Here is a 26110-nt window from a genome sequence, read left to right on the forward strand (position 1 = left end):
TATTTATATTAATAATATATTGGATACTTGTTATACTTTTATTCTTCAATTTCTTCTTCATCGCAGACTTCAAGTGCTGGAAAGTAATCGACTCGCCAAGACTTGATCCCTTGATACACCTCATCAACGGCATTTTTTACCGCGTCAGTCATTGGATAATAAAAACCGACCAAATCAGGTTGGATCCCTAAGAAAGTGATATCTGGAATATCATCTTTTAATTGATCGATAAGAAAATTCAACGGCATATTATGAGTGCTCATAATAAACATTTCAGCGATATAGTCGGGATCTATCACCCTAATCTCACCAGGATTTAAACCAATATCGGCGGCATCAACAATGACAACACATTGAGGTTGTAATTCTCTTACTTGATAAGAGACATTTTCAGGCGCACTCCCGCCGTTGATAACAATCCATCCATCAATGGGATTTGCTTCCATTAACTCAGCAAGTAGAGGGCCAGCACCATCATCACCCATCATGCTGTTACCAACCGTTAATACCACTTTAGGTGTTGTCATTGCTTTACTCATGGTTTTCTCTTCACAATCAAATAAATAGCAGGTTCTGCGTGGATCTCACCGAGCAATTTAATCAGCGTTTGACTCCACTCACTAAAAACAGGATCGTCATTTTTGATAATCGGATCAAAGGCTAACGCTAATAAGTGAGTATGCTCAGAGTTAATATTGATTTCACCAAACGTCAACAATCCTTGCATTTTGCGTTTAGCTTCACCTTCAGGCAATAAATCAATCCATGCTTTATATTTTTCTAAAGGACAGATTAGCTCTGTTTTTAAACAATCAATCATACCCACGTGGTGACCAATCGCGAGCGAATAGTACATCACCTGTTGCGCTTGCTCTGGAATATCATCATCGCTATCAACAAACTTTTGTCTTAATGACCAAAAGTAAACTTTAGCGTCGTCATCAGGCATAGATGCCCCCTTGGCTTAATGAGTAAACTAGACGTTTTACAATCTCGGATAAACGAGGATCATTCGCTTGTCGTAGCCATTCATCAACACGTCCACTGACTTCTTGAAGCGTGGCACCTTCTAATAATGTGAGGAAGTGATCACTGATTTGTCTTCCTTGATAATAACCCGCAAGACGACGAGCTTCACGCTCAATCATCACCCGAGCATCTAAAGGAATAGAAGGCAAAATAAGGGATGCTTTTTCATTCTCTACTTCAATGTGTGATTCACCTTTTAATTTTTGATCTAACAAACCCAAAGCAACAGCAAATCCATAAATCGTCGCTGCTGGTGTTGGAGGACAACCAGGGATCCACACATCAATAGGAACGATAGATTCACTCCCTCCCCATACACAATAAAGATCGTGGAAAATACCGCCGCCACAACCACAAGCGCCATAAGAGATACAAATTTTTGGATCTGGCGCTGATTCATAAGCACGTAACGCAGGTACGCGCATCTGGCGCGTTACTGCGCCAGTGAACAATAAAATATCAGCGTGACGAGGCGAGGCTACCACTTTGATACCAAAACGTTCTGCATCAAAAACAGGGGTAATTGCGGAGAAAATTTCAATCTCACAACCGTTACAACCACCACAGTCAACACGATAAACATAAGCTGAACGTTGAATATCTTTCAACAATGTCTGTTTTAGCTTTTTAACTTGATCATCAAGAGTGATAGGCTGGCTAACATGATGATTAATGGGAATTTCTGGTAGACTCATTTTATTGTACTCCCAATTTCGCCCATACTAATATTTTCACGACCATCAGATAATAAGTTATGTTTACGCTTACATTCAGGGCAAGTTTCAAATTGTGGGCGCATCGCTTCTACAGTTTGCTCATCCCAGCCCGATTGCACTAAGAGTTCCATCGCATATTCAACTGATTTTCTAGGCGTAAAGGGTTGATGGCATTCACGGCAATTCAATAATTTAAATGTTCCTTTAATATAAAGATCTGACTTTTTAGTCACTGCCGTTTCAAACATATCGGATAAAACAATCGCTCTTGTTGGACAAACTTCTTCACAACGGCCGCAATAAATACAGCGACCAATGAATAATTGCCAATGACGCTCGCCTGTTTCCAAATTCGTTTCCATGGTTAATGCATTCGCAGGACATGCAGCAGTGCAAGCACCACACACAATACATTGCTGTGCATCATATTCAGGCTTACCTCTGAAACCATCAGGTAAATCCAGAGGTTTAAACGGATATTTGGTCGTTGCTTCGCCTGTTTTGATTATGGTTTTAAACAATTTTAACATCGTTCATTCCCTCACTTGAGCGGCGAATTTTTACGTTCGATGCTGTAACGTTCAATTTCTTTGTAAGAAACTGTTTTAGATTTACGTTTTTTCACATCGACGAGCGTTACCCTGTCAGTACAGGAATAACAAGGATCAAGACTACCGATAATTAACGGTGCATCAGAGACAGTATTCCCTTGCAACATATAGCGTAATACTGGCCAGTTAGCATAAGTGGCAGCACGGCAACGCCAGCGGAATAATTTTTGGTTATCTCCCAACATACTCCAGTGAACATCTTCACCACGTGGTGCTTCAGTAAAGCCCAGAGCAAATTTATAAGGTTGATAAGTAAAGCCTTCCGTTAATAATGGGCCTTCTGGCAAGTTATCTAAGGCATATTCAATCATTGCCATTGAATCCAAAACTTCTTTAATACGTACCATCACACGAGAGAATACGTCGCCACCTTCATAACTAAAGAGTGTCAGAGGTAGATTGCCATAATCTGCAAATGGATGGTCAAAACGGACATCACGTTTAAAGCCACTCGCTCTTATCATTGGGCCTACTGGGCTAAAATCACGAGCCACTTTCTTATCCAAGATACCGACACCGACAGTACGTTGTTCCATATTGGGTGCAGATAGAAGTATATCCACTAATTCAGTGACTTCTTTGCGCATTTCTCTCACAAGTTGGATGGTCTTCAGACGCTGATCTTTTAAAATATCGCGACGAATACCACCAATTAAGTTCAAGCCATACGTTTTACGCGCCCCAGTGAGCATTTCTGCAATTTGCATTGATTTTTCACGAATACGGAAAAATTGCATAAAGCCAGTATCAAAGCCGGTGAAATGGCTAGCTAAACCAATATTTAATAAATGGCTATGAAGACGTTCAACTTCTAATAAGATAGAACGAATAGTATGCGCACGACGTGGGACTTCAATACCTAACGCATTTTCAACAGAGGTCACATACGCCACACTGTGAGTAAAACCACAGATACCACACACGCGGTCTGATAAGAAGGTGACTTCGTTATAACCCATTCGCGTTTCAGCCAATTTTTCCATACCACGATGAACATAGAACATACGGTAATCAGCATCGACAATATTTTCACCATCTACGAATAAGCGGAAGTGTCCCGGTTCATCTGAGGTAATATGCATAGGGCCAATTGGCACAACTCGCGCATCTTGCTTACCTTCATTCACAAAAGGATAAGTTTCAACTTCGGTTGTTGGAGTGGGACGTTGACGATAATCCATCGCATCTTTACGCAATGGATACATCTCTTCAGGCCAGTCATCTGGAAGCACTAAACGGCGTTCATCCGGTAAACCAACAGGAATAAGACCATACATATCACGAATTTCACGTTCCCCCCACACTGCGGCGGGAACTCTTGGTGTCACAGACGGAAATTCTAACGTGATTGGGCTAACATGGGCTTTTACAACAACCCAACATTTCTCACCCTCTTCCATTGATAATGCGTAATAAACCGCATAGTCCCCGTTTAAACTACGTTCGTCATTACCGAATAAAACGGGTAACCAACCGCCTAAGCCGTAATACAGGTATTCCACCACTTCAGGAAGTGATTCCGTTTTTACTGTTATCGTCAATTGATCAGCGGTTTGTCTCTCTTCATCAAGAACGGCTGATGGAAACTTTTCACGAACTTTGGCAACGTAATCTCCGCCCAGTTCTTTTCCCTCTTTTCTACTGACATAATTTTGGTAGCTCACGTTACATCTCCTGAACCGATGTGGATGGACTGCTGATTAAAGCCGTTGGCCATGTATAAGTAGGTGACTCACTTTTATCAATATTCATCACGATATTAGCGGCATTTTCTAACAACTCACTGACAGGCTTAGGAATGTGAGTTCCCATTAACAGCATAAGTGCAATCAGAATGACCATTGGTAATGTGGTTAAAATTCCCAGTTCACCTTTAGCAACAACATCAGGTTTTGGACCAAAGACAGTTTTAGCCACCATACGAACCAGACCACCTAAGACGACTGTCAATAACAATAATAATAGGATAGTTAAGCCAATGTGCTGAGATGCTAAACCTGCCACAACAATCATAAATTCACTGATAAAGACGTTGAAAGGAGGCATACCGCCTAACGCTAAAGCGCCCCCCGCAAACAGAGCGGCACTTAATGGCATCACTTTAAACATGCCTTTCACGACATTTAAATCACGAGTCCCATATTTCAATAACACGTTACCTGAGCCACAGAACAACAATGCTTTCGCTAAACTGTGGTTTAAGGTGTGGAATAAAGCAGCCAAAATACCAATGGGTCCGCCAATTCCTAATGCAACAGCAATTAATCCCATGTTTTCCACACTGGAATACGCTAAAAGACGTTTCATATCGCGCTGAATAAGAATAAAGAACGCCGCAATAGCAACAGAGAGAAAACCAAAGATTAACAGTAGATTACGTGTAAATTCAGTACCAATTGCCGCATCAATAATGATGTAGTAACGAATGATGATTAACAGCGCACAGTTCAGTAACACCGCTGATAACAGCGCACTGACTGGGCTTGGTGCTTCACTGTGCGCATCGGGTAACCATGCGTGCATTGGGAATAAACCCGTTTTGGTACCGAAACCGATTAAAATAAAGACAAAAGCTAAATGCATCAGTGTTGGGTCTAACTGGTCTGTATATTTCAACACTTCAGTCCAGAAGATAGCCTGATCTGGATCAGGCATAAAGCTTGCGGCATTGGCATAAACCAAAATAGTACCGAAAAGGCCAAACGCCACACCCACACTACAAATGATGATGTACTTCCACGCAGCTTCCAGAGAAGAACGTTGACCATAAATTCCGACTAAGAATGCGGAGCTTAGGGTTGTTGCTTCAATGGCTGCCCACATTAAGATCAAGTTATTACTCGTAATGGCTAATAACATGGTGAATAAAAAGAGGTGGAAGAAACCATAGTAATTACACAAAGTGCGTACTGAAATTTCGCCCTCATTCACTTCGTGATTCATATAGCCAATAGAATAAAGCCCTGTTAAAAAGCCGATAATACCTAAGATGGCAAGGAATAATGCACCTAGGCTATCCACATGAACCCAATTAGCAGCAGCCAATATTTCGCCATGAGACATGACATCAGCCACAGTCCCTAATGCAGCGACCAACAATACGGTGATACCAATAGTGTGGATCCCCGTCACAACAGGACGCGCACCCGCTTTTAATAACGGACTTAAAAACGCCAGTATTGAAAATACCAACGGTGCAAACATTAAAATTGTTAACATGGTTGTTTGGTTCATCTCCTCACCCCTTCAGCGCGGTCAGTTGATCCACGTTCAGTGTGTTGAGCGTGCGGTAAATCTTACGAGCCAACACTGCCATAACAATCACAGCAAAGATGGCGTCAGTGGCGATACCGATTTCGACCAGTTCTGGTGCTCTCCACGCTAATAGTGCCAGTGTTAAGTGAGAGCCGTTTTCCATTAAACAGTAACCAAAAGCTTGTTTTAGGATATTTCGCTGAGTCACGATACAAAGTAGACCCAACATAAAGTGTCCTAGAGAAACTGCGAGTGCAGGTTTCAAATCAACAACCATGGGTATTTGAATTGGCTCAACCACAAACCAACTTAAAATGACGATAACAGCGGCCAATAACATTAAAAGCGCAGGGCTGATAACACTGATATTCGCACTAGGATCGGATAACTTACGGAATGCAAATCCTAAAATAAGTGGTACAAGCAGAACTTTTGTAAAGAAGGCGGTAATCGCCCAAAGTGTGAGTTGGTGTGCATCTAATGTATTGGCTAAAGTGACGAAAATCATCACTAAAACGAAAGATTGCAATGCATAGAACCAACATGAAGCAATCGGCTTTTTAGCGCCAATTACCAGTAGCGAGGTGATCATCATTAACCCCGCTAAATTGTTTACGATAAGTGCTCCAGTCATGATTTATCTCCCTTATCCTAGCCAAGTGACTGCGATAACACTGGATGCAAAGGACATCACAATCAGTATTCCAATCACAATTTGCATTGCCATAGGAACAGGTTGCCCTTCTGCAACTTCTGAACTTGGTTTGCCCGGAACAACACGACCAAACCAGTAGATAAACCAAGTGAAACTAGCAACAGACTCAATCAGTACTAGCACCATAATTGGTGTCATCACCCAGAAAACACTCGACAGTTCAAAACCTGCGGCAAAAATTGGGAATTTACTAAAGAAGCCATTCATTGGAGGAACACCTGCAATTGCTAACGCAGCAACACAGAAACCTACACCCAATAATGGATATTTATTAATTAACCCTTTTAAGCGAGGCAACATACGAGTACCACAGCTATAACTCAGTGCACCCGCAACTAAGAAGAACAAACTTTTCGCGAAGGCATGGTTAAAGATGTAAGCAATACCGCCTTCAAACGCTTCGCGCGGTCCAAAGATAGAAATAGATAATGCAAGGAAGATATACGAGAGCTGAGTGATAGTTGACCATGCTAACAGGCGTTTCATATCTTTTTGTGGCAGATACATCATAAAGCCATAAATCAACGTGATAACCGCCATGGTAATCCCCACCCAACCAATAAGATGAGGAACATCACCACCTGCTGACATAATTGCGCGAGCAAAGATGTAAACACCGACTTTTACCATTGATGCCGCATGTAAGTAAGCACTCACAGGTGTTGGAGCTTCCATCGCATCAGGTAACCAAGCTTGCAGAGGTAATTGAGCTGACTTACCCCAAGCGGCAAAGAGAATGCCACCAAACACAATCAGTTTGGTTGGTTCATCTAAAGTAGCAATGGCCGTTAATTCAAATGTCCCTGTACTCACAAACAAGGTTGCCGCCGCGAGATAAAGACCAATTGAAGCAACATGAGTGATCAACAATGCTTTCATTGCTGAGCGGAGCGATTTTTCAGATTGGTAGTAACCGATTAATCCCCAAGAACATCCCCCTGTAATTTCGAAAAACAGGAGTTGACCTAAAATAGTCGATGAAAGGACTAAACCTGCCATTGCACCAATAAAAATCAGTAAGAAGGCATAATAGCGACGAGTACCATCATGAGGATGCTCACGGTTGCCATTGGTCAGATAGCCAGTAGAGTAAAAACTCACCAACAATCCTAAGAACACAACAGCGAAAGCAATCAAAGTACTGACACGATCAATGGTAAAACCAAAGAGCGCTATATCACCATATTGTACTAGCGTAATTGTGGTATCGACTTTACCTTCAGCGAGGAACTGCCAACCTAAAACAACCGTTCCTAATGTGGCTAATAAAGCGAACAGTGTACATAACCACTTCGCCATCCGATTTGGCATTAAGGACGTAATCAACGCCCCCGCAAATGGGATGAGTAAGGTCGCAAGAGCTATATTTTCCATTGTAATCATCGCTCCTTATAGACCAGTTAAATAGAAAACAAGAGCCAGTGCCGCAACACCGAATCCTAACCATGTCACATGGTGAGTCAGTAAGAAGCGACCACGCGCTAAACTGTTTTCAACCAATGACGCTAATACAAACACCACTAACAATTTCACTGCCATTAACACTAACGCAATAAGCAGTGCAATAAAGGTGAATTCTGTGGCTTTACCGAAAGGAATAAAGATGGCTAAGAACAGTTCAGCCACAACGACTTGTTTTAAACCAAGACCCAATTTCACCATGGCGAAACCAGACCCTGAATACTCAGTTAATGGCCCTTCTTGTAGCTCTTGCTCAGCTTCCGCAACGTCGAATGGCATTTTGCCCATTTCGATAAAAGCGGCAAAAGCACAAGCTAATAAGGCGAGTAGAGTGGCCGTTGGTGATACCCAACCTTGAGCAAGTGTTGCACTAATCGTGCCGACGTTGGTTGAACCCACAATTAAAGCCACCACAATCAGTGATAACACTAAAATAGGCTCCACTAACACACCCAGTGTTAATTCACGGCTAGCACCAATACCCGCAAATGGGCTTCCTGAATCCAGACCAGATAAAGAGAAGAAGAAACGATAAAGTGCAAACAGATAAATCAGTGCGATAAGATCAGCGGCCCCCGCAAACAGCGACGTTGCTGTAAAGACAGGCAGTGCCATAGCAACCACCAGCATACTTCCCAGCAACACGTAAGGCATCACTTGGAAGATCACGCCAGATTGCTCAGGCGCCACGGATTGACGTTTGAATAACTTAAAGATATCTCGATAATCTTGCAAAATTCCAGGGCCTTGACGCGAATGCATCTTGGCGCGAATTGTGCGCGAAATACCTGTACATAATGGGGTTATCGCCAATAAAAAGAGTGCTTGTATAAGTGCGAATATTCCCATCATTAACGTAGGTGCTTCTTGGAAAGTCATAAGTCCCTCTCCTTACGCTGCGATGACTAAAAGCAAGATGACCAGCGCTGCGACAACGTATAGACAATAGAGTCTGAAATCCCCGCCTTGTAGGCATTGGATACGTTTTGCAAAACGTTGGATACCACGAACCAGAGGATAAATAATGCGTTCATCCCAGAATGGTTCGACCTTTTCAGCACCGAGCTGTGTTTTATTAAAACCACGAGATAGCAATGGAGATGGATCAAGTTGTTTACGCATACGATAAAGTGGTGCAAACATGCTACGTAATGCTTGAGTAAAGCCACCTGCTGACACTGCCATGTCTTTTTCCCAGACATAACCACACGCCCAAGGGTTACCTTTACGACGAAACGCAGGTTGATTGCCTTTTAGACCGAGGTAAATCAGGAATGGGATAAGCGGTAGCGCGATTAATAAAACAAATGTTAATGCTGGAGAGAACATGGCTTGTGATGCGGCATCAGGAACAAGCATTGAGCCTTGAGCCACCGTTAATGCACTGGTTTCGCTAAGAGACATTGCGATATTGGCAATGATTGGCGCAACAAAAGCTGCCCCCACACCTAACACAACACAAAAAAGTGCTAATAAACCCATCGCAATCGTCATTGGTAATGGTACTTCTTTTGCTTTGGTTGCTTGCTCACTACGAGGGCCACCACAGAAGCTAACACCATAGACTTTAACGAAACACATTGCCGCTAATGCTCCAGTAATTGCCAGCATAATAATGGCAATAGGACCACTTAAGCGCATCACAAAGTTACCTTCGTAACTCATCGAGAATAGAGACTGATAGGTATACCATTCACTCACAAAACCGTTTAATGGTGGCAACGCTGAAATCGCCATACACCCAATTAAGAATGCCGTTGCAGTGTAAGGCATTAGTTTGGCTAATCCCCCCATCTTATCCATATCGCGGGTGTGAATTTGATTAATAATGGCGCCAGCACCAAGGAATAATAATCCTTTGAACACCGCATGATTTAATAAATGATATAAAGCGCCCAACAGGCCAAGTGCTGCAATAATAGGATGGTCTGTTGCCATTCCTACCATACCGACACCCACACCCATTAAGATAATGCCAATATTTTCAACGGTATGCCATGCAAGTAAACGTTTTAAATCGTGCTCTGCTAAGGCGTACATAACACCCAATACAGAAGAAACTGCACCGAATGCGAGGACAACAATTCCCCACCACATTTCAGTTGCACCCAATAAATCGATACCGACTTTGATTATCCCGAAGATACCAATTTTGACCATCACACCTGACATTAATGCCGATGCATGTGAAGGGGCTGCGGGGTGAGCTTTTGGTAACCAACTGTGTAATGGCAACATACCGGCTTTGGCACCAAAACCAAAGAATCCCAGTAAAAACACCACAGAAGCCATTGCTGGAGAAAGAGAAAGTTGACGGAATGAATCAAAATCAAGGCTTCCACTTTCACGCCACATCAAGAAGAAGGCAATCATGATTAACACGGAGCCTGCGTGGGCGATAAAGAAGTAAAGTAAACCTGCGTGAATAGATTCGTCATCTTGGTCAGCAATGACTAAGAACCAAGAAGCCAGTGACATCATTTCGAACAGGATAATAAAGTAGAACGCATTATCCATCACCACTAAGCCAACCATAGACGCAATAAACAGATTCATAAAGAATCCCATGCTCCAAGCGCCACGGCCTTTGTATTCTTGTACATACGCAAGGGAATAAAGTGCACACACACTGACCAGTAATGAAATGACGAATACCATAAAGGCGCCTAACATATCCATGCGCACCACAAAGGCGGCAAAATCGAAAGGCCCTGCGGCGGTAAAAGTCGCAATTTCACCACCAAAAATAACGGGTAATGCACTTAAAATACCTAAGACACCACCAATGATTGCGCTGATCCCTGAAATAAGGATTGCCAACCCTTCCTGTTTTTTTAAAAACAGTGCAATAACGCCACCAACAACATACAGGATGACTGACCACAGCAGTAACTGAAGAGGTTCCATATTACTTCCGCTCCTGTGCCAAAGTAGATAAATCGTCAAGACTTGTCATGGATCCCATCACTGAGTCTAAGCGACGCGTTTTCATCTGCTCTTCAAGTTTGTCTTCTTCGACTAAATGCAATGCATCGGTTGGACATACGTTGACACAAGCAGGGCCTTCATCAGAGAAAGCACATAAATCACATTTCACTGCGATTGCGCGGACACCCACATTCCATGCAAGGAATGGATTCGTTGTTGGAAGACTTGCTGGCACATCAGCCAACATTTCTTCAGGCACAAAATGTTCAAAAACAGCGGGTAAGTTAACGGGCTTACTGCCTGATGGTGTAATTGCACCAAAAGGACAAACCAGACCACACAACTTACAGCCAATACACAGACTCTCATTAAGAAAAATCATATTATCTTCATGAGTGATGGCATTGACTGGGCACACGCGAGCACAAGGAGCATCCTCACAGTGCCGACAAAGCATCGGTGCTGTCTGATCCTCCACTTTTACCACTGTAAGACGCGGATGCGCCTGTAACCCCACAGCTTGGTGAACTTCTGAACAAGCTGCCATACAGGTATTACACCCTATGCATCGTTGTGGCTCTGCAATTACAAAGCGATTCATTCGCCACATCCTCCGAGAAAAATGTTTAACAGCATTACTGTCGTCAATTTTTCTTTAGATGAAGCATATTTCATGCCAAAAGAGGATTTAATTTATTTATGATAAAAATCATTAGGTTAAAAAAGATGAGGAAAACAAAAAATGACGTGTCGACAATTATGACGTTGACAGTAAGTGGTGAGTTTTAAACAACAATTTTCGTCATCACAGTAATGTGATATCAACAAGGTGAAGCACAAAGAAAAATAGCTGAATTATCTGTGGATCATTCAGCTAAATTTAACTACATCATATTGCAACTTAATTTATCGTTTAAACTTAAGGCATAACAGGTGATACTAGCGGTGTTCTTTCATCATTTACCACTTTACCAAAACGTTCACTGCCCGTATTCCAATCGGTAATTGCCTGTTGAATTTCTTCTTTGCTACGACCAATAAAATTCCACCACATCAAAATTTGTTCATTTAAAGGCTCTCCACCTAAAAAGAGAATTTGGGCATTATCACTAAGTTCAATCATTAATGACTCGGCGTTTTGTATCCCAATATAAGCAAGTTCATTCGCAGCAAAGGTCTTCCCGTCTATTATCATTTCTCCCGTTAAAACAAAAATCCCATATTCATATTTAGCGTCTAATGATAAGGAAATACGCGTGGCATGTTTTGCCATAATATCCATACCGACCATAGGTAATAGACATAATACGGGAGAGTTGTGGGTTTGATAATTACCGATTAATAACGTGAAGTCAGCACCTTCAGCCTGCCATTTAGGCAAATCAGGATAGTGATCAAAGCGTGGCGGCATATTTCTTTTATCGTTTGGGAGCACGATCCATAATTGCGCCAAATGGACTTCTTTTTTATCACCGTGACTATCTTCTGAATGGCTAATACCGTGACCTGCGGTCATTAAATTCACTTGTTGAGGTCGAATAACTTGCTGAAAACCTAAACTATCACGATGTAAAATTTCCCCTTCTAGCATCCAAGTAAAGGTTTGCAAGCCGATATGGGGATGTGGCGAAATAGCTAATTTATCGACAGTGTCATTAAAAACGGTAGGGCCTAAATGATCGAGAAAACACCAAGGTCCAATTAAGCGTTGTTTTTTATCAGGTAAAACACGATAAGTTTCAATCCCGCCAACATCACGGGTTTTAGAGGTAATACGTAATGGGGCATTTGCGGTATCAGAGTGTTGATGTTCCATTGTTCACCTACTTTTAATTTATTGCTAAGTCATAAACATGCTTTATTTATTATCTAGTATAGATACTAGACTCTTATCTATTTAATAAGCAAAATATATCACTTAAGCAAAAAATAAGCCTGAAATTTCAGGCTTATAAAAGTGAATAATAAGAATGACTTAATTTTTATAAATTTTCTTTTCTACTTGTTTCATTGAAGTTAAGCCAGATTGTAAATCTTCTGGTGTTGCTTCTGAAAAACCGTCTGTGAAAGTTGCTGACAAATATGCATCAACCATCATTTTAGCTTTAAATGGTGTTATTAATAAGCCACCCATTGCCATCATATTACAATTATTAATTATCTTACAAAAACGGGCAGTAGTGACGCTTTCACACACTCCACAATAAACATTTTTATGTTTATTCGCACTGATACTGACTCCCATGCCTGTACCACAAAAAACAAAACCAATATATTCAGGATGTTCAGAAATAATCGAACCCACTTTATCACCCGCATCACAATAGCCAATAGGGCCTGATTCTGTGAGATCTTTTATCGTGTAATTTTTTCCTGACAAATAAGATTTAATCGTATTTTTAAGTTCAAATCCTGAAGGATCAGCAGCCAGAATAATCGTTCTATTTTCCATATAGCCTCCTAAATTAATTTAAGCACCACTGGTAAATATAACTAATTGATAAAATTGAATCACAAAGCTATTATTTATATTTAACCTAAATAAAGTATAGTTTAAAATTCTATTATCTGTATTTCAATACGGGAAATTTACAAAAATGAGGAAGTAAAAAAATGGACATTCATGCCATAAATAAGACAATGAACCTAGAAGATAAGTTAATGTGATTATGTCATAAATTGAAATGATAAAAAATAAAAGAGATATTTCAAAGTAAATGTCTATATTGAAAGGGTTTCCCTAGTACAACTAAAATATAAAATAAAGATCAATAATATTACAGGATTAATGTTTTTATCTATACTCTTCAATATCTCTTAAAGGAAAGTCAAAAAACTTCAAATAAATATTGCTGTGGATTATCTTTACCAAAACAACCTACCTATTCATTCTAAGAAAATGGCTATTTTTTACCAATTCCAATATTGAATAGCGCATTCAGTTTTGGCATTAAAATATAATGAAGGGATAAATAAATTAGAAACAAAATAATAACATAAAAAATCAAATAATGCAGTAATACGAATTATTCAATTTTTTAGAAAGAAACACTCATTAATCAATATTTATAAATTAAGGTAAAAAAATACCGCAAATAGTTAACATTATCTGCGGTAATTATTTATTGTGCTTAACGCTACATCCAGTAAAATAATCTATGCGATTATTTTACACGCGATACGTATTCACCTGAACGGGTATCCACTTTGATAACTTCACCGATTTGTACAAACAGTGGAACTTTAACAACCGCACCAGTGCTTAATGTTGCTGGTTTACCACCTGTACCTGCGGTGTCACCTTTCAGACCTGGATCAGTATCAACGATTTCTAATTCAACAAAGTTTGGTGGAATAACAGCGATAGGACGATTATCCCACAGTGTTACGATACACTCAGCTTGGTCAATCAACCATTTTGCGTTTTCGCCAACCGCTTTCTCATCGGCAGCTAATTGTTCGAATGTTTCGTTGTTCATGAAATGCCAGAACTCACCGTCGTTATACAGGTAAGTTAAGTTGATATCCATGACATCTGCACCTTCAGCAGAATCAGTAGATTTAAATGTTTTTTCCAGTAATTTGTTAGAAATCAGTTTACGCAGACGCACACGAGCAAATGCCTGACCTTTACCTGGTTTAACAAATTCACATTCAGTAATGACGGCTGGCTCGCCATCTAACATGATTTTAAGACCTGAACGAAAATCGTTGGTATTATAAGAAGCCATGAATATCCTCTAACTTTTTTAATTTAAAATGGCATAGCCAAAAAATGGCACACATTGTAACTCATAATCACCCCACCAGAGAAGTCTGGTTAACACAACTCGCGCAGGCAATCAGTGATCCTGTTGAATTACTCCAACTTTTAGCGTTGGAAGATCACGCTGATCTCCAAAAAGGGGCTCAGGCGCGACGACTTTTTCCGCTAAGGGTTCCCCGTGAATTCGTTGCACGCATGAAAAAAGGCGATCCTAACGATCCATTACTTTTACAAGTATTAACTGCAAATGCTGAATTTACCATAACACCGGGATTTTCTACGGACCCATTAGATGAGCAACAAAATGCGGTGCCGGGTTTATTACATAAATATCAGAATCGTGCATTGCTTCTGGTCAAAGGTGGTTGCGCTGTCAATTGTCGCTACTGTTTTCGTCGTCATTTTCCCTATGAAGATAACAAAGGAAACAAAGCAAATTGGCAAAAGGCAATAGAGTATATCAAAAATAACCCAAAACTCGATGAAATCATCTTCTCTGGAGGCGATCCTCTTATGGCGAAAGATGATGAGCTTGATTGGTTAATTACACAATTAGAAGCGATCCCTCATCTTAAGCGCTTACGTATCCACTCTCGCTTACCCGTGGTTATTCCTGCACGTATTACTGATACCCTATGTAAACGCCTGCAACAATCGCGTTTACAAAATATCATGGTACTGCACATCAATCATGCCAATGAGATTGATGATACATTGAGAAAAGCCTGTTCAAAGCTAAAAAATGCCAACGTCACACTATTGAATCAAGGTGTGTTATTACGAGGTGTCAATGACCGTGCTGAAATCCTTGCGGATTTAAGTCGCGCCCTCTTTGATGCTGGCATTATGCCATATTACTTACATGTTCTCGATAAAGTACAAGGTGCTGCTCACTTTATGGTGCCAGACAATGAAGCGAGAGAAATTATGAAAGCACTAATGAGCTTAGTTTCAGGTTATATGGTACCTAAACTCACTCGTGAAATTGGTGGTGAACCAAGTAAGACGTTACTTGATTTAGGGTTACGTCAAGAGTGATCCATGATACTAACCCATACTATTTACGTTTAGATGATGTCATTAATCCAACATAATCACACAAAAGTGACTACACTATAAAGATAGGTTTTGTGGTGATTTTCATAAAAATCATTTATCTAATTAAGTTATGTTCACTTTCTTTCATTATGAAAAAGCACCTTCTTTGGTGCTTTTTGTCTTTTAAATCAGTGAACACTTAAATAATATTGAGGAGACAATATGAACATAATGGTAATCGGTGCAAAAGGTCGAGTTGGGTATAAATTAGTTGAAACATTATTAGCTAAGGGACACTATGTCATCGGAACTACCAGAAAAATCTCACACTCATCTAAAATCAAAAATTCACATTATCGTGAAATTGAACTAGATATCACAAAACCTTTGTCTTCCATTTCTCATAAATTCCCTGAACATGTAGATGCCATCTATTTTACAACGGGCTCTAGAGGGGACGATCTATTACAGGTTGATCTACATGGTGCCGTAAAAACCATGCAGATTGCCATGAAGAAAGGTATAAAAAGATATATCATGCTTAGTGCAGTAAATTCTTTATTACCTGATAAATGGACCACATTAGTTGATTATTTTACTGCTAAATATTTTGCAGATCTTTATCTGATCAATCAGACCCACCTCGATTACACAATAATTCAAGCTGGTTATTTAACTGAACATTCAGGAACACATAAGATCTGCACAAAAAAAGAAGAAATACCCGCTGATGGCGAAATATCTATTGATAATGTAGCCTTAACACTGGCTGAAATTTTAGACAAGAAGAATACCTTTAAAAAATGTATTCCAATATTAGATGGTGATATCGAGATAAAAAAGGCTATTAAGCAGATCTAAATACTCAATAAAGTTACCCTTAATAATAAAAAACAAATCTGACCTCAAAGAAAAGAGATATTGAGGTCAGATCTTGGTACTTAAAAAGTAACCACATATTCAATTACTGACACTTATAAACTTGCCCACTCATTTTGCTATCTAATGGTGCAAAGCTATCAACAAAGCTACCTGCGTCAGTACCCACGTTAAAAATAACGTTACCTCCCATTGCGGCTGCTTTATTACGCAGATCATTAGCAGCACCTCGCAGTGATTGGCTTTCAGTACGGGAACCTGATAACCAGTTATTTTGAACACCTGTCACTGTTCCTAATAATTGGCATTCACTGCCTGGTTGCGTATCAGTGATTTGTACCTGTGAGCCCGCAGTGCTTAATGTGTTTGTTGCAGAACAGCCTGCTAGTAACAACGCTGCAGCAGCTCCCAATAACAATTTAATTCGCATGATCCCCTCATTTATTTGAGTGTCCGTTTAGTCATGACAACAATATACCTTGTCATCCCTATTGTGCGCAAAAATAAATCATCATTGCTATCTCACATTAGCCAATAGCTTTAAGATATTATTTTCGCTTTAAACTTATTTTAACGTACTAATTCAGCTTTGAGATAGACAAAGCAATAATGCCTCTATTCTACACCGCTTTTATGCTTTTAAAACGGTCTGATCTCTTTTCGACTTACACAGTGCGAGAATGAACACACAATTCGTTCATTTTTTTAAAATCGTCAGACAATCAATCATCATCTGACGATAATATTGCCCTAAATTAACTCAAATGATGATTCAGCGCTTCTTCTTTTAAATCTAATTCATGGCGTAAACGATGAAAAATATGTTCGCTAATATGACGTGATTTACGTAACTGCTGTAATGTATCACGCTCTATTTTTAACGCACTGCGCGACAACTGGCGCTCCATGCTAAACAAGCGTTTCAGATCAAGCGCTCCTTCTTGCACACTGTCTTCACTATCAAGGCGACGGCTATAAATTTCTAATAAATGCGAACCAGCTTCATTGCGTAGTGACATCTCATCAAGATCTTCACAAGGCTGATTCATTAACTCATTAATATGCGCAATCGCTGCTTCGTTTAACGCTAAACGCGTACGAATTTCATCATTTTCATAAGGTAAATCTTCTGATAGCCCTTTAGTTAAAATCGGCAATGCAATTGTGGCTATCAATAATGAACAGAGAATAACGCCCATCGCAATAAAAATGGCGAGATCTCGTGTTGGGAAAGGTGAGCCGTCTGTCATTAATAAAGGCAAAGTTAAGATACCCGCTAACGTAATCGCCCCTCTGACACCAGCCGTTGCCATAATCGCCATTAAGCGCAGATCATGGCGAGATAAACGTTTATCAGGAGAGCGGAATACTGTCAGTGACATAGAGATCCACACCCATGTAAAACGTAGTACAGCAAGCCCTATTGTAATAACGATGATATAACCTAAAACAGCCCAAGGATTAGTTGCACCCGCTGATTGCGTCACTTCAGGTAAAATTTTCCACATTGCAGGAAGTTGTTCACCTAATAGAATAAAAATCATTCCATTAAGCGCAACTTGAACCGTATCCCAAACCGCTTTACTTTGCATACGTGTGGCGGCTTGCATACGACCAACAATTTTTTCGTAGTGCATTGCAATACCTGCAACCACTGCGGCTAAGATCCCCGACACATGGAAATGCTCTGCCAATAAATACGCAATAAACGGCATCAATAAGCTGATCAAAATTTGGATAGCCGGATCTTCACCGGTACGTTTAACCAAAAACTGATTTAATCGGCCAATCACGCCAGCCACAATCAAACCAATCGCCGCACCACCTAAAGCAACTAATAAAAATTGCCCCGTTGCTGAAGCAATAGAAAAAGAGCCTGTTAATGCTGCTACGACCGCAAAGCTAAAACAGACTAAGCCTGTAGCGTCATTAAGCAACGACTCGCCTTCTAAAATATGTGTCATACGTGAAGGAAGTGGTGAATTTACAGTCATCGCGGAGACTGAAACAGGATCGGTCGGTGACAAAATCGCCGCTAAGGCAAACGCAATCGCAAGCGAAATAGATGGAATAAGCCAATGAATAAAAAAGCCCATGCCAATTACGGTGACAACAACTAAACCGATCGCCAATGACATAATCGGTTTAATTTCTTGAAATAACGCCTCTTTAGGAATACGCCAACCATCTAAAAATAGAAGCGGTGGAATAAAGAGAAACAAGAAAAGATGAGGATCAAAAGCCACCTCAAAACCAAAAATCGACAAACAAGCCCCCACAGCTATTTGGATCAACGGCAGAGGAATTTTTTCTGACAGCAATCGTGAGATAAATACACTCACAATCACGGCAAAAAGAAAAATAAGCACAATGGCAACGACAGACATGGTGAGCACCCCAAATTATTTAATATTTTTTAAGCGGTGCAGTAAAAACGATCTGTTGCCTAATTGTAAAGAAATAAGTTATTTCTAATTATATAAAAAATAAATTATTAGAGACTTCTGAAGTGAAAATGCATAAAAAACCCAAGCCTAGGCCGTTCCTGAGCGGAAACTTCACTGGTGAAATAGAGTAGAAATTTCTGCTCAGGCTCATCTATTTTGAGTAGTTTTTTGTTGTTAGCACAGAAACACGTACATATCCAACAGCGTGACATTATTGAAATCTCACTTATTGAGTGAATAGATGAGGCGTTGTTCTGGGTCATATCAGAAGACGATGCGGTTGTTGGCAAACTTCGGACAAAGCCCTGATTCTAGTTCTTTAAATTTCATAATTAATTATCTTCTGGGATTAGATTCATTCTTTCCCAGACAAATGCCAGATCTCCCGGGACTGGCATTTCTCGGAATAAATCTTCAACAGAAATGGCACTATGAATAGCAAATAACTGTCTGAAAGCAGGCGTCACTACTGCTTTAAAGAATTTTTTTCCATGAACAATGGTGCGCAGATTTTCATCATCAGTCTGGGCCCGAATTGCAGTCAGTTTCTCCTGATATCTCTGCCAGAGCCCCTGAGGCTCAAGATGGTTATGCCAGCTAGCGCATTGCGCACGAAAAATTTGCTCGTCCACAATCAACTCAGGGTTGAGAAGATCGCGGTTGAAACCAAGTAACCTAAGTTCATCCCAAAGCGGGTTTATTATTGCCCATAAAGCACCAAATTGAACCCACTGATCGAGATTTTCAGTAATGGATACAGTAATAGATTGAATTGCCGCTTCTTGCCCATCAGGGAGCTTTGCTTTTTGCTTTTGCGGCAAACAGTGCCAAAGCTCCCTCGGGACAGTAAGATAATTTTCGATACAGAATCTGGGCAAAACTAGCAGGTTAGGCAATTGTTGTTGCCGTTGGCTCAATTGGGCGTTATCCCACTCATCACGATCAACAATGCCCAACCAAGTCGGTTGTTTTGACAAAATGTCTACAACATTGCGTTTGCCTCCAACTTCTGAAAGAACCCATTTTGTTTCCCATTGAGGATCAACTTTTTTTAAGAGCTGAGTAAAAACGAGTTCATCCGTTTTTCCTTCAACGATTAATGCTCGTTTACCTTCAGTGATCTTTGTCTCAAGAATGGTCTTGATATGCCACTCAAACTCCCTCATTACTCACCGTCCTTTTCAATAGAAAGAGGATAACGCAGACCCAGGCTTTCATAGCGTTGCCAAACATCGGTCGCATGGGAAGTTAAAATTAACTGCCCCTTCTTTTTCTGAATAATATTTTCCAGCGTCGCAAGCAGAGGCTGAACTAAGGAAGGATGAAGATGTAGATCCGGCTCGTCGATTAATACAACGCCACCTAGCTGAAGCCAACGTTGTACCATAAAGAGCATGATCAAAACTTGATGCTCACCAGAACTCATTTCATCTAGAGTATGAGTATCGCCGTTAGCAAGTTTGACCTGCTGACGTTGCCCCGGTTGAATTTCCTCTACAATGACTTTTCCAGAGAAGAACTGATTCAGTGTTTTTATCATTTCAGGGTAGAGCGCAGGGAGTGTCGCTTTCATATTGAACAGTGATGCTTCAAGCTGACCCTTCCAGTCAGAGGAGGGAGAGTAAGTCGCTAACCAATTTTTACTTAAGTCATCAGGCGCTAATGAAGAAATACTTTTTTGGGGCACAATCCAACGCCGTTCTTCCGCATCCAGATAGATGATATTTGGGATTGATAGATCCATATTTGAATGAAGCATTCCTAGTACAACTTGTGCACGAGTAACAGAAAGTTCCTGCAACCACTCTTTAAGTACATAATCAGTGCAAAACCCATTCACCGTAATTAGACTATTTTTCCTTTTCCCCTCGCTAACTTCTCCAATCCAAATAGTGTTAGACGGTTGTTCATCGACGATTTTATCAAGATAATCCTCATTTCCGAAGAATAAACCAACACGAACAGGGGACTGGTTAGAGCATTTAAGATCAGAGAAAACTACAGCAAAAGAACCCCAGCGTTGGAGCCATTTTTTTGAAGAATGGCCCGTAGCCATTGATTTGTTATGATCAAGCCAATACCCTAATGCATCCCACAACATAGCAATGCCGCGAAGCAGTGTCGATTTACCGCAGCCATTTGGGCCAGTAAGGAGGACGTTCCCCTCAACCTCTCCCGTCCAGTCGTTTTTAAAGCTAATTTCCGCGTCGCCTAACGGGCCGACACTTTGTGTATAAATCGCCGCTATCTTCATTAAATCTCCTCAGGTACACTGCTGGTAATAGCCTTCACATCCACCAGCAGATCGCCAAATTTGCCGTAGTTAACCTTAACACCATCACCAAATCAATAGTGATACATCTATCAGCGTAGTGCCACAAGCGATCATCGAAGCTACATAGTTTGTTAAATTTTTTGGTCAACCCAATCAGCGTTTTTTTCAGATGCGTGGTGGCAGTACCAGAGTCAACATTCTTAAGCTGATCGTTAATCAGATCAATATTGCCCTAACATCCGAGTGCTTTAGGCGGGGTATCATGATAGAAAACAAATAAAAATAAATTAGATTTAAAAAAGATCCCCCTAGTTATAACCACTACAACATAAGAAATCTTGGGACAGTATTAGATATTACAGAAAGATAAGTCAACAAAAAAAGCCTGTAAACTATAAGCTTACAGGCTTTCTTAGGAAGCAGTAGTATTTAGACTACATGATTACATCATGCCGCCCATTCCACCCATGCCGCCCATACCGCCAGCAGCACCTAAATCCATTTTGTCGTCTTTAGGTAAATCTGTGATCATCGCTTCTGTTGTGATCATCAGACCTGCGATAGATGCAGCAAATTGCAGTGCAGAACGAGTCACTTTAGTTGGATCTAAGATACCCATGTCAATCATATCGCCGTAATCATCAGTTGCAGCGTTATAACCGTAGTTACCTTCACCTGCTTTCACTTTGTTTACAACAACAGAGGGTTCTTCACCTGCGTTAGCAACGATTTGACGCATTGGAGATTCCATTGCACGTAATGCAACGCGGATACCGACTGTTTGTTCTTCGTTATCACCAACCATCTCACGCAGAGCGTTAGCAACACGAACCAGCGCAGTACCACCACCCGCAACAACACCTTCTTCAACGGCTGCGCGAGTTGCATGCAACGCATCGTCAACACGAGCACGTTTTTCTTTCATTTCAACTTCAGTTGCTGCACCCACTTTAATGACTGCAACACCGCCAGCTAATTTAGCAACGCGTTCTTGTAATTTTTCACGGTCATAATCTGAAGTTGCATCTTCGATTTGTTGACGAATTTGAGATACACGACCACTGATTGCGTCTTGATCACCTAAACCATCAATAATCGTTGTTGTATCTTTGTTGATAACAACGCGTTTTGCTTGACCTAAGTCTTCTAATGTCGCTTTTTCTAACTCCATGCCGATTTCTTCAGAAATCACAGCACCGTTAGTTAATGTTGCGATATCTTGCAGCATTGCTTTACGACGATCACCAAAGCCAGGTGCTTTAACAGCAGCCACTTTAACGATACCACGCATGTTGTTCACAACTAATGTTGCCAGTGCTTCACCTTCAACATCTTCTGCAATGATAAGCAGAGGTTTGTTAGCTTTAGCAACACCTTCTAAGACAGGCAGTAATTCACGGATGTTAGAAACTTTTTTGTCAACTAACAGAATGAATGGGTTTTCTAATTCTGCTGTGCCCGTTTCAGGTTTGTTGATGAAGTAAGGAGACAGATAACCGCGGTCAAACTGCATACCTTCAACAACATCTAGCTCATCTTCTAAGCCAGTACCTTCTTCAACGGTGATAACACCTTCTTTACCTACTTTATCCATCGCTTGTGCGATCAGTGTACCGACGGTTTCATCAGAGTTAGCAGAAATTGTACCAACTTGAGCAATCGCCTTAGTATCTGAACATGGAACAGACAGTTTTTTCAGTTCTTCAACTGCGGCAACAACCGCTTTATCGATACCGCGTTTCAGATCCATTGGGTTCATGCCAGCGGCGACTGCTTTTAAGCCTTCGGCAATGATTGATTGTGCTAATACTGTTGCAGTTGTAGTACCATCACCCGCCGCATCATTGGCTTTAGAAGCAACTTCTTTCACCATCTGTGCACCCATGTTCTCGAATTTATCTTCGAGTTCAATTTCGCGTGCAACAGACACACCATCTTTAGTAATAACCGGTGCGCCAAAAGATTTATCTAAAACAACGTTACGACCTTTAGGACCTAAAGTTACTTTAACTGCATCTGCAAGAACATTAACACCACGTAACATTTTATTACGAGCATCTACACCGAATTTGACGTCTTTAGCTGCCATCGTATATTTCCTTTGAATTCGTTCAGTTTAAGAAGATCTTAAAAGAGAAAAATTATTCTTCTACAATTGCTAAAATGTCACTTTCAGACATGATAAGCACGTCTTCGTTATCAATTTTTTCTGTTTTAACGCCATAACCATCGTTAAAAATTACGATATCGCCAACTTTAACATCCAGCGGTTTAACATCGCCGTTTTCCATAATACGGCCTTGACCTACGGCTAAAATTTCGCCACGCGTTGATTTACCCGCCGCTGTGCCAGTCAGTACGATACCGCCTGCTGATTTAGCTTCGACTTCTTTACGTTTAACAATAACACGGTCATGTAATGGACGAATCTTCATTAATAGTGCTCCTATAAAAAAGTCCATATCAGGATTAAGGTTGATACCAGTGCCCAAGATGAACCAGTACCATGTCGATACAGGTGGGGGCATCCAGTAAAACTTCAAGGGGAGAAGTGTGATTTTTTTTCAAATTTTCCCCATTTCAGTTGATTATGCTTTCGGATAATTATTTTTTGTCAGAAAAATGGTCGTTATCCTGATCTTCAGCCTTATTATTCAGCTGGTTACTTGGTGAATCTTCTTTACGCTGAAACTCGCCTTCAAATGTTGTTCCACTTTGACGAGAAGAAAATCCACTTTGGCCATGACCCGCTGAATAAACTTGAATTCGGGAGATCAGCTTCGTCACTAATAATGCTTGCAATGGTGGTAATAACAACAGCAAGCCTAAGAAATCCGTAAAAAAGCCGGGGATCAACAGTAAAATACCCGCCAGTATTAACGAAACGCTTTTCACCATTTCTGCCGCAGGCACTTCACCCACAGCAAGTTTTTGTTGCATTGAAGCAATATTTTTTATGCCCTGATTTTTGACCAGTGAGACACCAACACAAGATGTCAGTACCACAAGAAACAGTGTTGTAAGAACGCCAATAGAAGAGGCTACATTGACGAAAATAACCGCTTCTATATAAATAAGAAGACAGATAACAATTAATGGGAGCCAACGCACTTGGTTCTCCTTTTTTATAAAAAAGATTCATATTATTAATAGAAAGGAGTGTGAACTACATCTAAGGTGATGATTTACAAACTCGCTTTTTCTTAGTTTATCTACATAATAATGGGGAGCCTAATACTCCTTTTCAAGGGGCGTTAAAAACAGCAGTAGAACTGTAAAATCCATGAGATAGATCACAAAAAGAAAATATTTAAACGTTATTTACTTATAAAGTGATCCAGCTTAAAGGTATTTGTTCACAACCCGAATATGATCATGTCAGTACCAAGCAAAACGGTAAGTTATATTACATTATTAACCGTTAACGATATATTTTATTAACAAGCGCATAACTAGACAGTTAAAATTTTAATAAGAAGGTTCTCATGTCAAATAAAACTCGTATCGAAGAAGACCTGTTAGGTAAAAGAGAAGTTCCTGCTGATGCTTACTACGGCGTCCACACTTTACGTGCTATTGAAAACTTCTACATCAGTGATCGTACCATCAATGATGTTCCAGAATTCATCCGCGGTATGGTAATGGTGAAAAAAGCAGCGGCATTAGCAAACAAAGAACTTCACACTATTCCTCGCGAAATCGCTGATACGATTATCAAAGCCTGTGACGTTGTATTACAAACAGGTAAACACATGGATCAATTCCCAGTTGATGTATTCCAAGGCGGTGCAGGTACTTCATTAAATATGAATACCAATGAAGTTATCGCAAACATCGGTCTGGAACTAATGGGTCACCAAAAAGGTGAATACCAATACCTAAACCCAAATGACCACGTCAATAAGAGCCAATCAACAAACGACGCTTATCCTTGTGGTTTCCGTGTAGCGGTTTATAACTCTATTATCAAATTAACTGAATCTATCGAGCTGCTGAAAGCAGGTTTTGATAGAAAAGCGGTTGAGTTCAAAGACATCCTGAAAATGGGTCGTACTCAATTACAAGACGCTGTACCAATGACTTTAGGTCAAGAATTCCACGCTTTCTCTGTACTGATGAAAGAAGAAATCAAAAACCTGAAACGCACTGCTGAATTACTGTTAGAAATGAATTTAGGTGCAACGGCTATCGGTACTGGTCTGAATACAGCTCCAGGTTACCAAAAACTGTCTGTTGAAAAACTGGCAGAAGTAACGGGCTTAGCATGTGTTCCAGCAGAAGACTTAATTGAAGCAACTTCTGACTGCGGTGCTTATGTGATGGTACACGGCGCATTAAAACGCTTAGCTGTAAAAATGTCTAAAATCTGTAATGACTTACGTTTACTGTCCTCTGGTCCTCGTGCTGGTCTGAAAGAAATCAATCTTCCAGAACTACAAGCGGGTTCTTCAATCATGCCAGCTAAAGTAAACCCAGTTATTCCAGAAGTTGTTAACCAAGCTTGCTTTAAAGTTATCGGTAATGACACTTGTGTAACTATGGCTGCTGAAGCAGGTCAATTACAATTAAACGTAATGGAACCAGCAATCGGTCAAGCAATGTTCGAATCAATCTCTCTATTAAGCAACGCTTGCCGTAACTTAGTAGAAAAATGTGTTGATGGTATCACTGCAAATAAAGAAATCTGTGAACACTTTGTATTTAACTCAATCGGTATCGTTACTTATCTGAACCCGTTCATTGGTCACCATAACGGCGACATCGTTGGTAAGATTTGTGCAGAAACTGGTAAGAGCGTACGTGAAGTTGTTCTAGAACGCGGTTTATTAACCGAAGAACAACTGGATGATATCTTCTCTGTTGAGAACTTAAAAAACCCGGCTTACAAAGCAAAACGCTTCGATGATTAATAATTGTGTTTTATAACATGACACTGTTAAACATAAGAATGAGCTCTTAAAAATACAAGGCACGGACTCTTTAAGAGACG

General features: G+C 40.5%; 24 protein-coding genes and 1 pseudogene. 3 read left to right on the forward strand and 22 right to left on the reverse strand.

The genetic code is table 11. The features are described 5' to 3' along the window. Positions 1–38 precede the first annotated feature (38 nt). From hycI to efp, 14 genes are all read right to left on the reverse strand, one after another. The gene (gene hycI, locus SB028_RS16610) at positions 39–539 is read right to left on the reverse strand and encodes a hydrogenase maturation peptidase HycI (RefSeq protein ID WP_069369749.1); all 501 of its coding nucleotides are present in this window, start codon (positions 537–539) and stop codon (positions 39–41) included. Further along, on the reverse strand, positions 536–949 hold the full coding sequence (locus tag SB028_RS16615) for a formate hydrogenlyase maturation HycH family protein (RefSeq protein WP_069369750.1): 414 nt from the start codon (positions 947–949) through the stop codon (positions 536–538). Before SB028_RS16615 ends, hycI begins: the two co-directional genes overlap by 4 nt. Further along, entirely contained in the window at positions 942–1724 is a 783-nt protein-coding gene (locus SB028_RS16620) for an NADH-quinone oxidoreductase subunit B family protein (protein WP_069369751.1), read from the reverse strand. Before SB028_RS16620 ends, SB028_RS16615 begins: the two co-directional genes overlap by 8 nt. After that, on the reverse strand, positions 1721–2275 hold the full coding sequence (gene hyfH, locus SB028_RS16625; protein WP_069369752.1) for a hydrogenase 4 subunit H: 555 nt from the start codon (positions 2273–2275) through the stop codon (positions 1721–1723). Before hyfH ends, SB028_RS16620 begins: the two co-directional genes overlap by 4 nt. 11 nt (positions 2276–2286) lie before the next feature. Next, complete coding sequence (locus SB028_RS16630) at positions 2287–4020, reverse strand: NADH-quinone oxidoreductase subunit C (protein ID WP_069369753.1); 1734 nt, start codon at positions 4018–4020, stop codon at positions 2287–2289. A 1-nt stretch (position 4021) separates the two neighbouring features. Next, positions 4022–5590 carry a hydrogenase 4 subunit F gene (locus SB028_RS16635; protein WP_069369754.1) on the reverse strand — a complete coding sequence of 523 codons (1569 nt, stop codon included), beginning with the start codon at positions 5588–5590 and terminating at the stop codon, positions 4022–4024. Between the two features lie 4 nt (positions 5591–5594). Beyond that, positions 5595–6245, reverse strand: a complete 651-nt coding sequence (gene hyfE, locus SB028_RS16640; RefSeq protein WP_036934333.1) for a hydrogenase 4 membrane subunit — start codon at positions 6243–6245, stop codon at positions 5595–5597. A 12-nt stretch (positions 6246–6257) separates the two neighbouring features. Continuing rightward, on the reverse strand, positions 6258–7709 hold the full coding sequence (locus SB028_RS16645) for a hydrogenase 4 subunit D (protein WP_069369755.1): 1452 nt from the start codon (positions 7707–7709) through the stop codon (positions 6258–6260). A gap of 6 nt (positions 7710–7715) precedes the next feature. Further along, entirely contained in the window at positions 7716–8666 is a 951-nt protein-coding gene (locus SB028_RS16650; RefSeq protein ID WP_069369756.1) for a respiratory chain complex I subunit 1 family protein, read from the reverse strand. Positions 8667–8678: 12 nt separating this feature from the next. Continuing rightward, positions 8679–10694 carry a hydrogenase 4 subunit B gene (gene hyfB / locus SB028_RS16655; RefSeq protein ID WP_069369757.1) on the reverse strand — a complete coding sequence of 672 codons (2016 nt, stop codon included), beginning with the start codon at positions 10692–10694 and terminating at the stop codon, positions 8679–8681. A gap of 1 nt (position 10695) precedes the next feature. Then, positions 10696–11316, reverse strand: coding sequence for a 4Fe-4S dicluster domain-containing protein (locus tag SB028_RS16660; RefSeq protein ID WP_069369758.1), 621 nt, complete (start codon positions 11314–11316; stop codon positions 10696–10698). 318 nt (positions 11317–11634) lie between these two features. After that, positions 11635–12531, reverse strand: coding sequence for a pirin family protein (locus SB028_RS16665; protein ID WP_069369759.1), 897 nt, complete (start codon positions 12529–12531; stop codon positions 11635–11637). A 159-nt stretch (positions 12532–12690) separates the two neighbouring features. Further along, a complete protein-coding gene (locus SB028_RS16670) occupies positions 12691–13167 on the reverse strand; it encodes an RpiB/LacA/LacB family sugar-phosphate isomerase (RefSeq protein WP_069369760.1) in 477 nt (158 codons plus the stop codon). Between the two features lie 712 nt (positions 13168–13879). Beyond that, a complete protein-coding gene (gene efp / locus SB028_RS16675) occupies positions 13880–14446 on the reverse strand; it encodes an elongation factor P (protein WP_036934346.1) in 567 nt (188 codons plus the stop codon). Positions 14447–14490: 44 nt separating this feature from the next. On the opposite strand from efp, the gene epmB reads away from it, so the two are divergent. Then, positions 14491–15519: an EF-P beta-lysylation protein EpmB gene (epmB, locus tag SB028_RS16680; RefSeq protein WP_069369761.1), complete on the forward strand. Its 1029-nt coding sequence runs from the start codon at positions 14491–14493 to the stop codon at positions 15517–15519. Positions 15520–15741: 222 nt separating this feature from the next. Then, positions 15742–16380, forward strand: a complete 639-nt coding sequence (locus SB028_RS16685; protein ID WP_069369762.1) for an NAD(P)H-binding protein — start codon at positions 15742–15744, stop codon at positions 16378–16380. Positions 16381–16483: 103 nt separating this feature from the next. Here the strand turns inward: SB028_RS16685 and SB028_RS16690 are convergent, their stop codons facing one another. The 8 genes and pseudogenes from SB028_RS16690 to SB028_RS16725 all read right to left on the reverse strand — a co-directional run bounded on the left by SB028_RS16690 (position 16484) and on the right by SB028_RS16725 (position 24231). After that, positions 16484–16828 carry a DUF4156 domain-containing protein gene (locus SB028_RS16690; RefSeq protein WP_069369763.1) on the reverse strand — a complete coding sequence of 115 codons (345 nt, stop codon included), beginning with the start codon at positions 16826–16828 and terminating at the stop codon, positions 16484–16486. 325 nt (positions 16829–17153) lie between these two features. Then, on the reverse strand, positions 17154–18785 hold the full coding sequence (locus tag SB028_RS16695) for a Na+/H+ antiporter (RefSeq protein WP_069369764.1): 1632 nt from the start codon (positions 18783–18785) through the stop codon (positions 17154–17156). 392 nt (positions 18786–19177) lie between these two features. Next, positions 19178–20011, reverse strand: a complete 834-nt coding sequence (locus SB028_RS16700) for a DUF4435 domain-containing protein (protein WP_069369765.1) — start codon at positions 20009–20011, stop codon at positions 19178–19180. Then, complete coding sequence (locus tag SB028_RS16705) at positions 20011–21099, reverse strand: ATP-binding protein (protein ID WP_069369766.1); 1089 nt, start codon at positions 21097–21099, stop codon at positions 20011–20013. The genes SB028_RS16700 and SB028_RS16705 overlap by 1 nt, the downstream gene beginning before the upstream one ends. After that, a pseudogene (locus tag SB028_RS16710) lies at positions 21099–21352 on the reverse strand (class I SAM-dependent DNA methyltransferase); the annotation flags it as partial. The pseudogene SB028_RS16710 and the gene SB028_RS16705, both read right to left, overlap by 1 nt. Positions 21353–21562: 210 nt before the next feature. Further along, complete coding sequence (groL, locus tag SB028_RS16715) at positions 21563–23209, reverse strand: chaperonin GroEL (RefSeq protein ID WP_069369767.1); 1647 nt, start codon at positions 23207–23209, stop codon at positions 21563–21565. A 52-nt stretch (positions 23210–23261) separates the two neighbouring features. After that, the gene (locus SB028_RS16720; protein WP_036914050.1) at positions 23262–23555 is read right to left on the reverse strand and encodes a co-chaperone GroES; all 294 of its coding nucleotides are present in this window, start codon (positions 23553–23555) and stop codon (positions 23262–23264) included. Between the two features lie 169 nt (positions 23556–23724). Continuing rightward, entirely contained in the window at positions 23725–24231 is a 507-nt protein-coding gene (locus SB028_RS16725; RefSeq protein WP_069369768.1) for an FxsA family protein, read from the reverse strand. A gap of 374 nt (positions 24232–24605) precedes the next feature. Between SB028_RS16725 and aspA the strand changes: the two genes are divergently transcribed. Beyond that, a complete protein-coding gene (gene aspA / locus SB028_RS16730) occupies positions 24606–26030 on the forward strand; it encodes an aspartate ammonia-lyase (RefSeq protein WP_069369769.1) in 1425 nt (474 codons plus the stop codon). The last annotated feature ends 80 nt before the right edge of the window (positions 26031–26110 follow it).

The organism is Proteus vulgaris, from assembly GCF_033708015.1.
Lineage (GTDB): Bacteria > Pseudomonadota > Gammaproteobacteria > Enterobacterales > Enterobacteriaceae > Proteus.

Coding starts and splice junctions, on each gene's coding strand:
- hycI (WP_069369749.1), bottom strand. CDS start 539: ATGAGTAAAGCAATGACAACACCTAAAGTGGTATTAACGGTTGGTAAC.
- SB028_RS16615 (WP_069369750.1), bottom strand. CDS start 949: ATGCCTGATGACGACGCTAAAGTTTACTTTTGGTCATTAAGACAAAAG.
- SB028_RS16620 (WP_069369751.1), bottom strand. CDS start 1,724: ATGAGTCTACCAGAAATTCCCATTAATCATCATGTTAGCCAGCCTATC.
- hyfH (WP_069369752.1), bottom strand. CDS start 2,275: ATGTTAAAATTGTTTAAAACCATAATCAAAACAGGCGAAGCAACGACC.
- SB028_RS16635 (WP_069369754.1), bottom strand. CDS start 5,590: ATGAACCAAACAACCATGTTAACAATTTTAATGTTTGCACCGTTGGTA.
- hyfE (WP_036934333.1), bottom strand. CDS start 6,245: ATGACTGGAGCACTTATCGTAAACAATTTAGCGGGGTTAATGATGATC.
- SB028_RS16645 (WP_069369755.1), bottom strand. CDS start 7,709: ATGATTACAATGGAAAATATAGCTCTTGCGACCTTACTCATCCCATTT.
- SB028_RS16650 (WP_069369756.1), bottom strand. CDS start 8,666: ATGACTTTCCAAGAAGCACCTACGTTAATGATGGGAATATTCGCACTT.
- hyfB (WP_069369757.1), bottom strand. CDS start 10,694: ATGGAACCTCTTCAGTTACTGCTGTGGTCAGTCATCCTGTATGTTGTT.
- SB028_RS16660 (WP_069369758.1), bottom strand. CDS start 11,316: ATGAATCGCTTTGTAATTGCAGAGCCACAACGATGCATAGGGTGTAAT.
- SB028_RS16665 (WP_069369759.1), bottom strand. CDS start 12,531: ATGGAACATCAACACTCTGATACCGCAAATGCCCCATTACGTATTACC.
- SB028_RS16670 (WP_069369760.1), bottom strand. CDS start 13,167: ATGGAAAATAGAACGATTATTCTGGCTGCTGATCCTTCAGGATTTGAA.
- efp (WP_036934346.1), bottom strand. CDS start 14,446: ATGGCTTCTTATAATACCAACGATTTTCGTTCAGGTCTTAAAATCATG.
- epmB (WP_069369761.1), top strand. CDS start 14,491: ATGGCACACATTGTAACTCATAATCACCCCACCAGAGAAGTCTGGTTA.
- SB028_RS16685 (WP_069369762.1), top strand. CDS start 15,742: ATGAACATAATGGTAATCGGTGCAAAAGGTCGAGTTGGGTATAAATTA.
- SB028_RS16690 (WP_069369763.1), bottom strand. CDS start 16,828: ATGCGAATTAAATTGTTATTGGGAGCTGCTGCAGCGTTGTTACTAGCA.
- SB028_RS16695 (WP_069369764.1), bottom strand. CDS start 18,785: ATGTCTGTCGTTGCCATTGTGCTTATTTTTCTTTTTGCCGTGATTGTG.
- SB028_RS16700 (WP_069369765.1), bottom strand. CDS start 20,011: ATGAGGGAGTTTGAGTGGCATATCAAGACCATTCTTGAGACAAAGATC.
- SB028_RS16705 (WP_069369766.1), bottom strand. CDS start 21,099: ATGAAGATAGCGGCGATTTATACACAAAGTGTCGGCCCGTTAGGCGAC.
- groL (WP_069369767.1), bottom strand. CDS start 23,209: ATGGCAGCTAAAGACGTCAAATTCGGTGTAGATGCTCGTAATAAAATG.
- SB028_RS16720 (WP_036914050.1), bottom strand. CDS start 23,555: ATGAAGATTCGTCCATTACATGACCGTGTTATTGTTAAACGTAAAGAA.
- aspA (WP_069369769.1), top strand. CDS start 24,606: ATGTCAAATAAAACTCGTATCGAAGAAGACCTGTTAGGTAAAAGAGAA.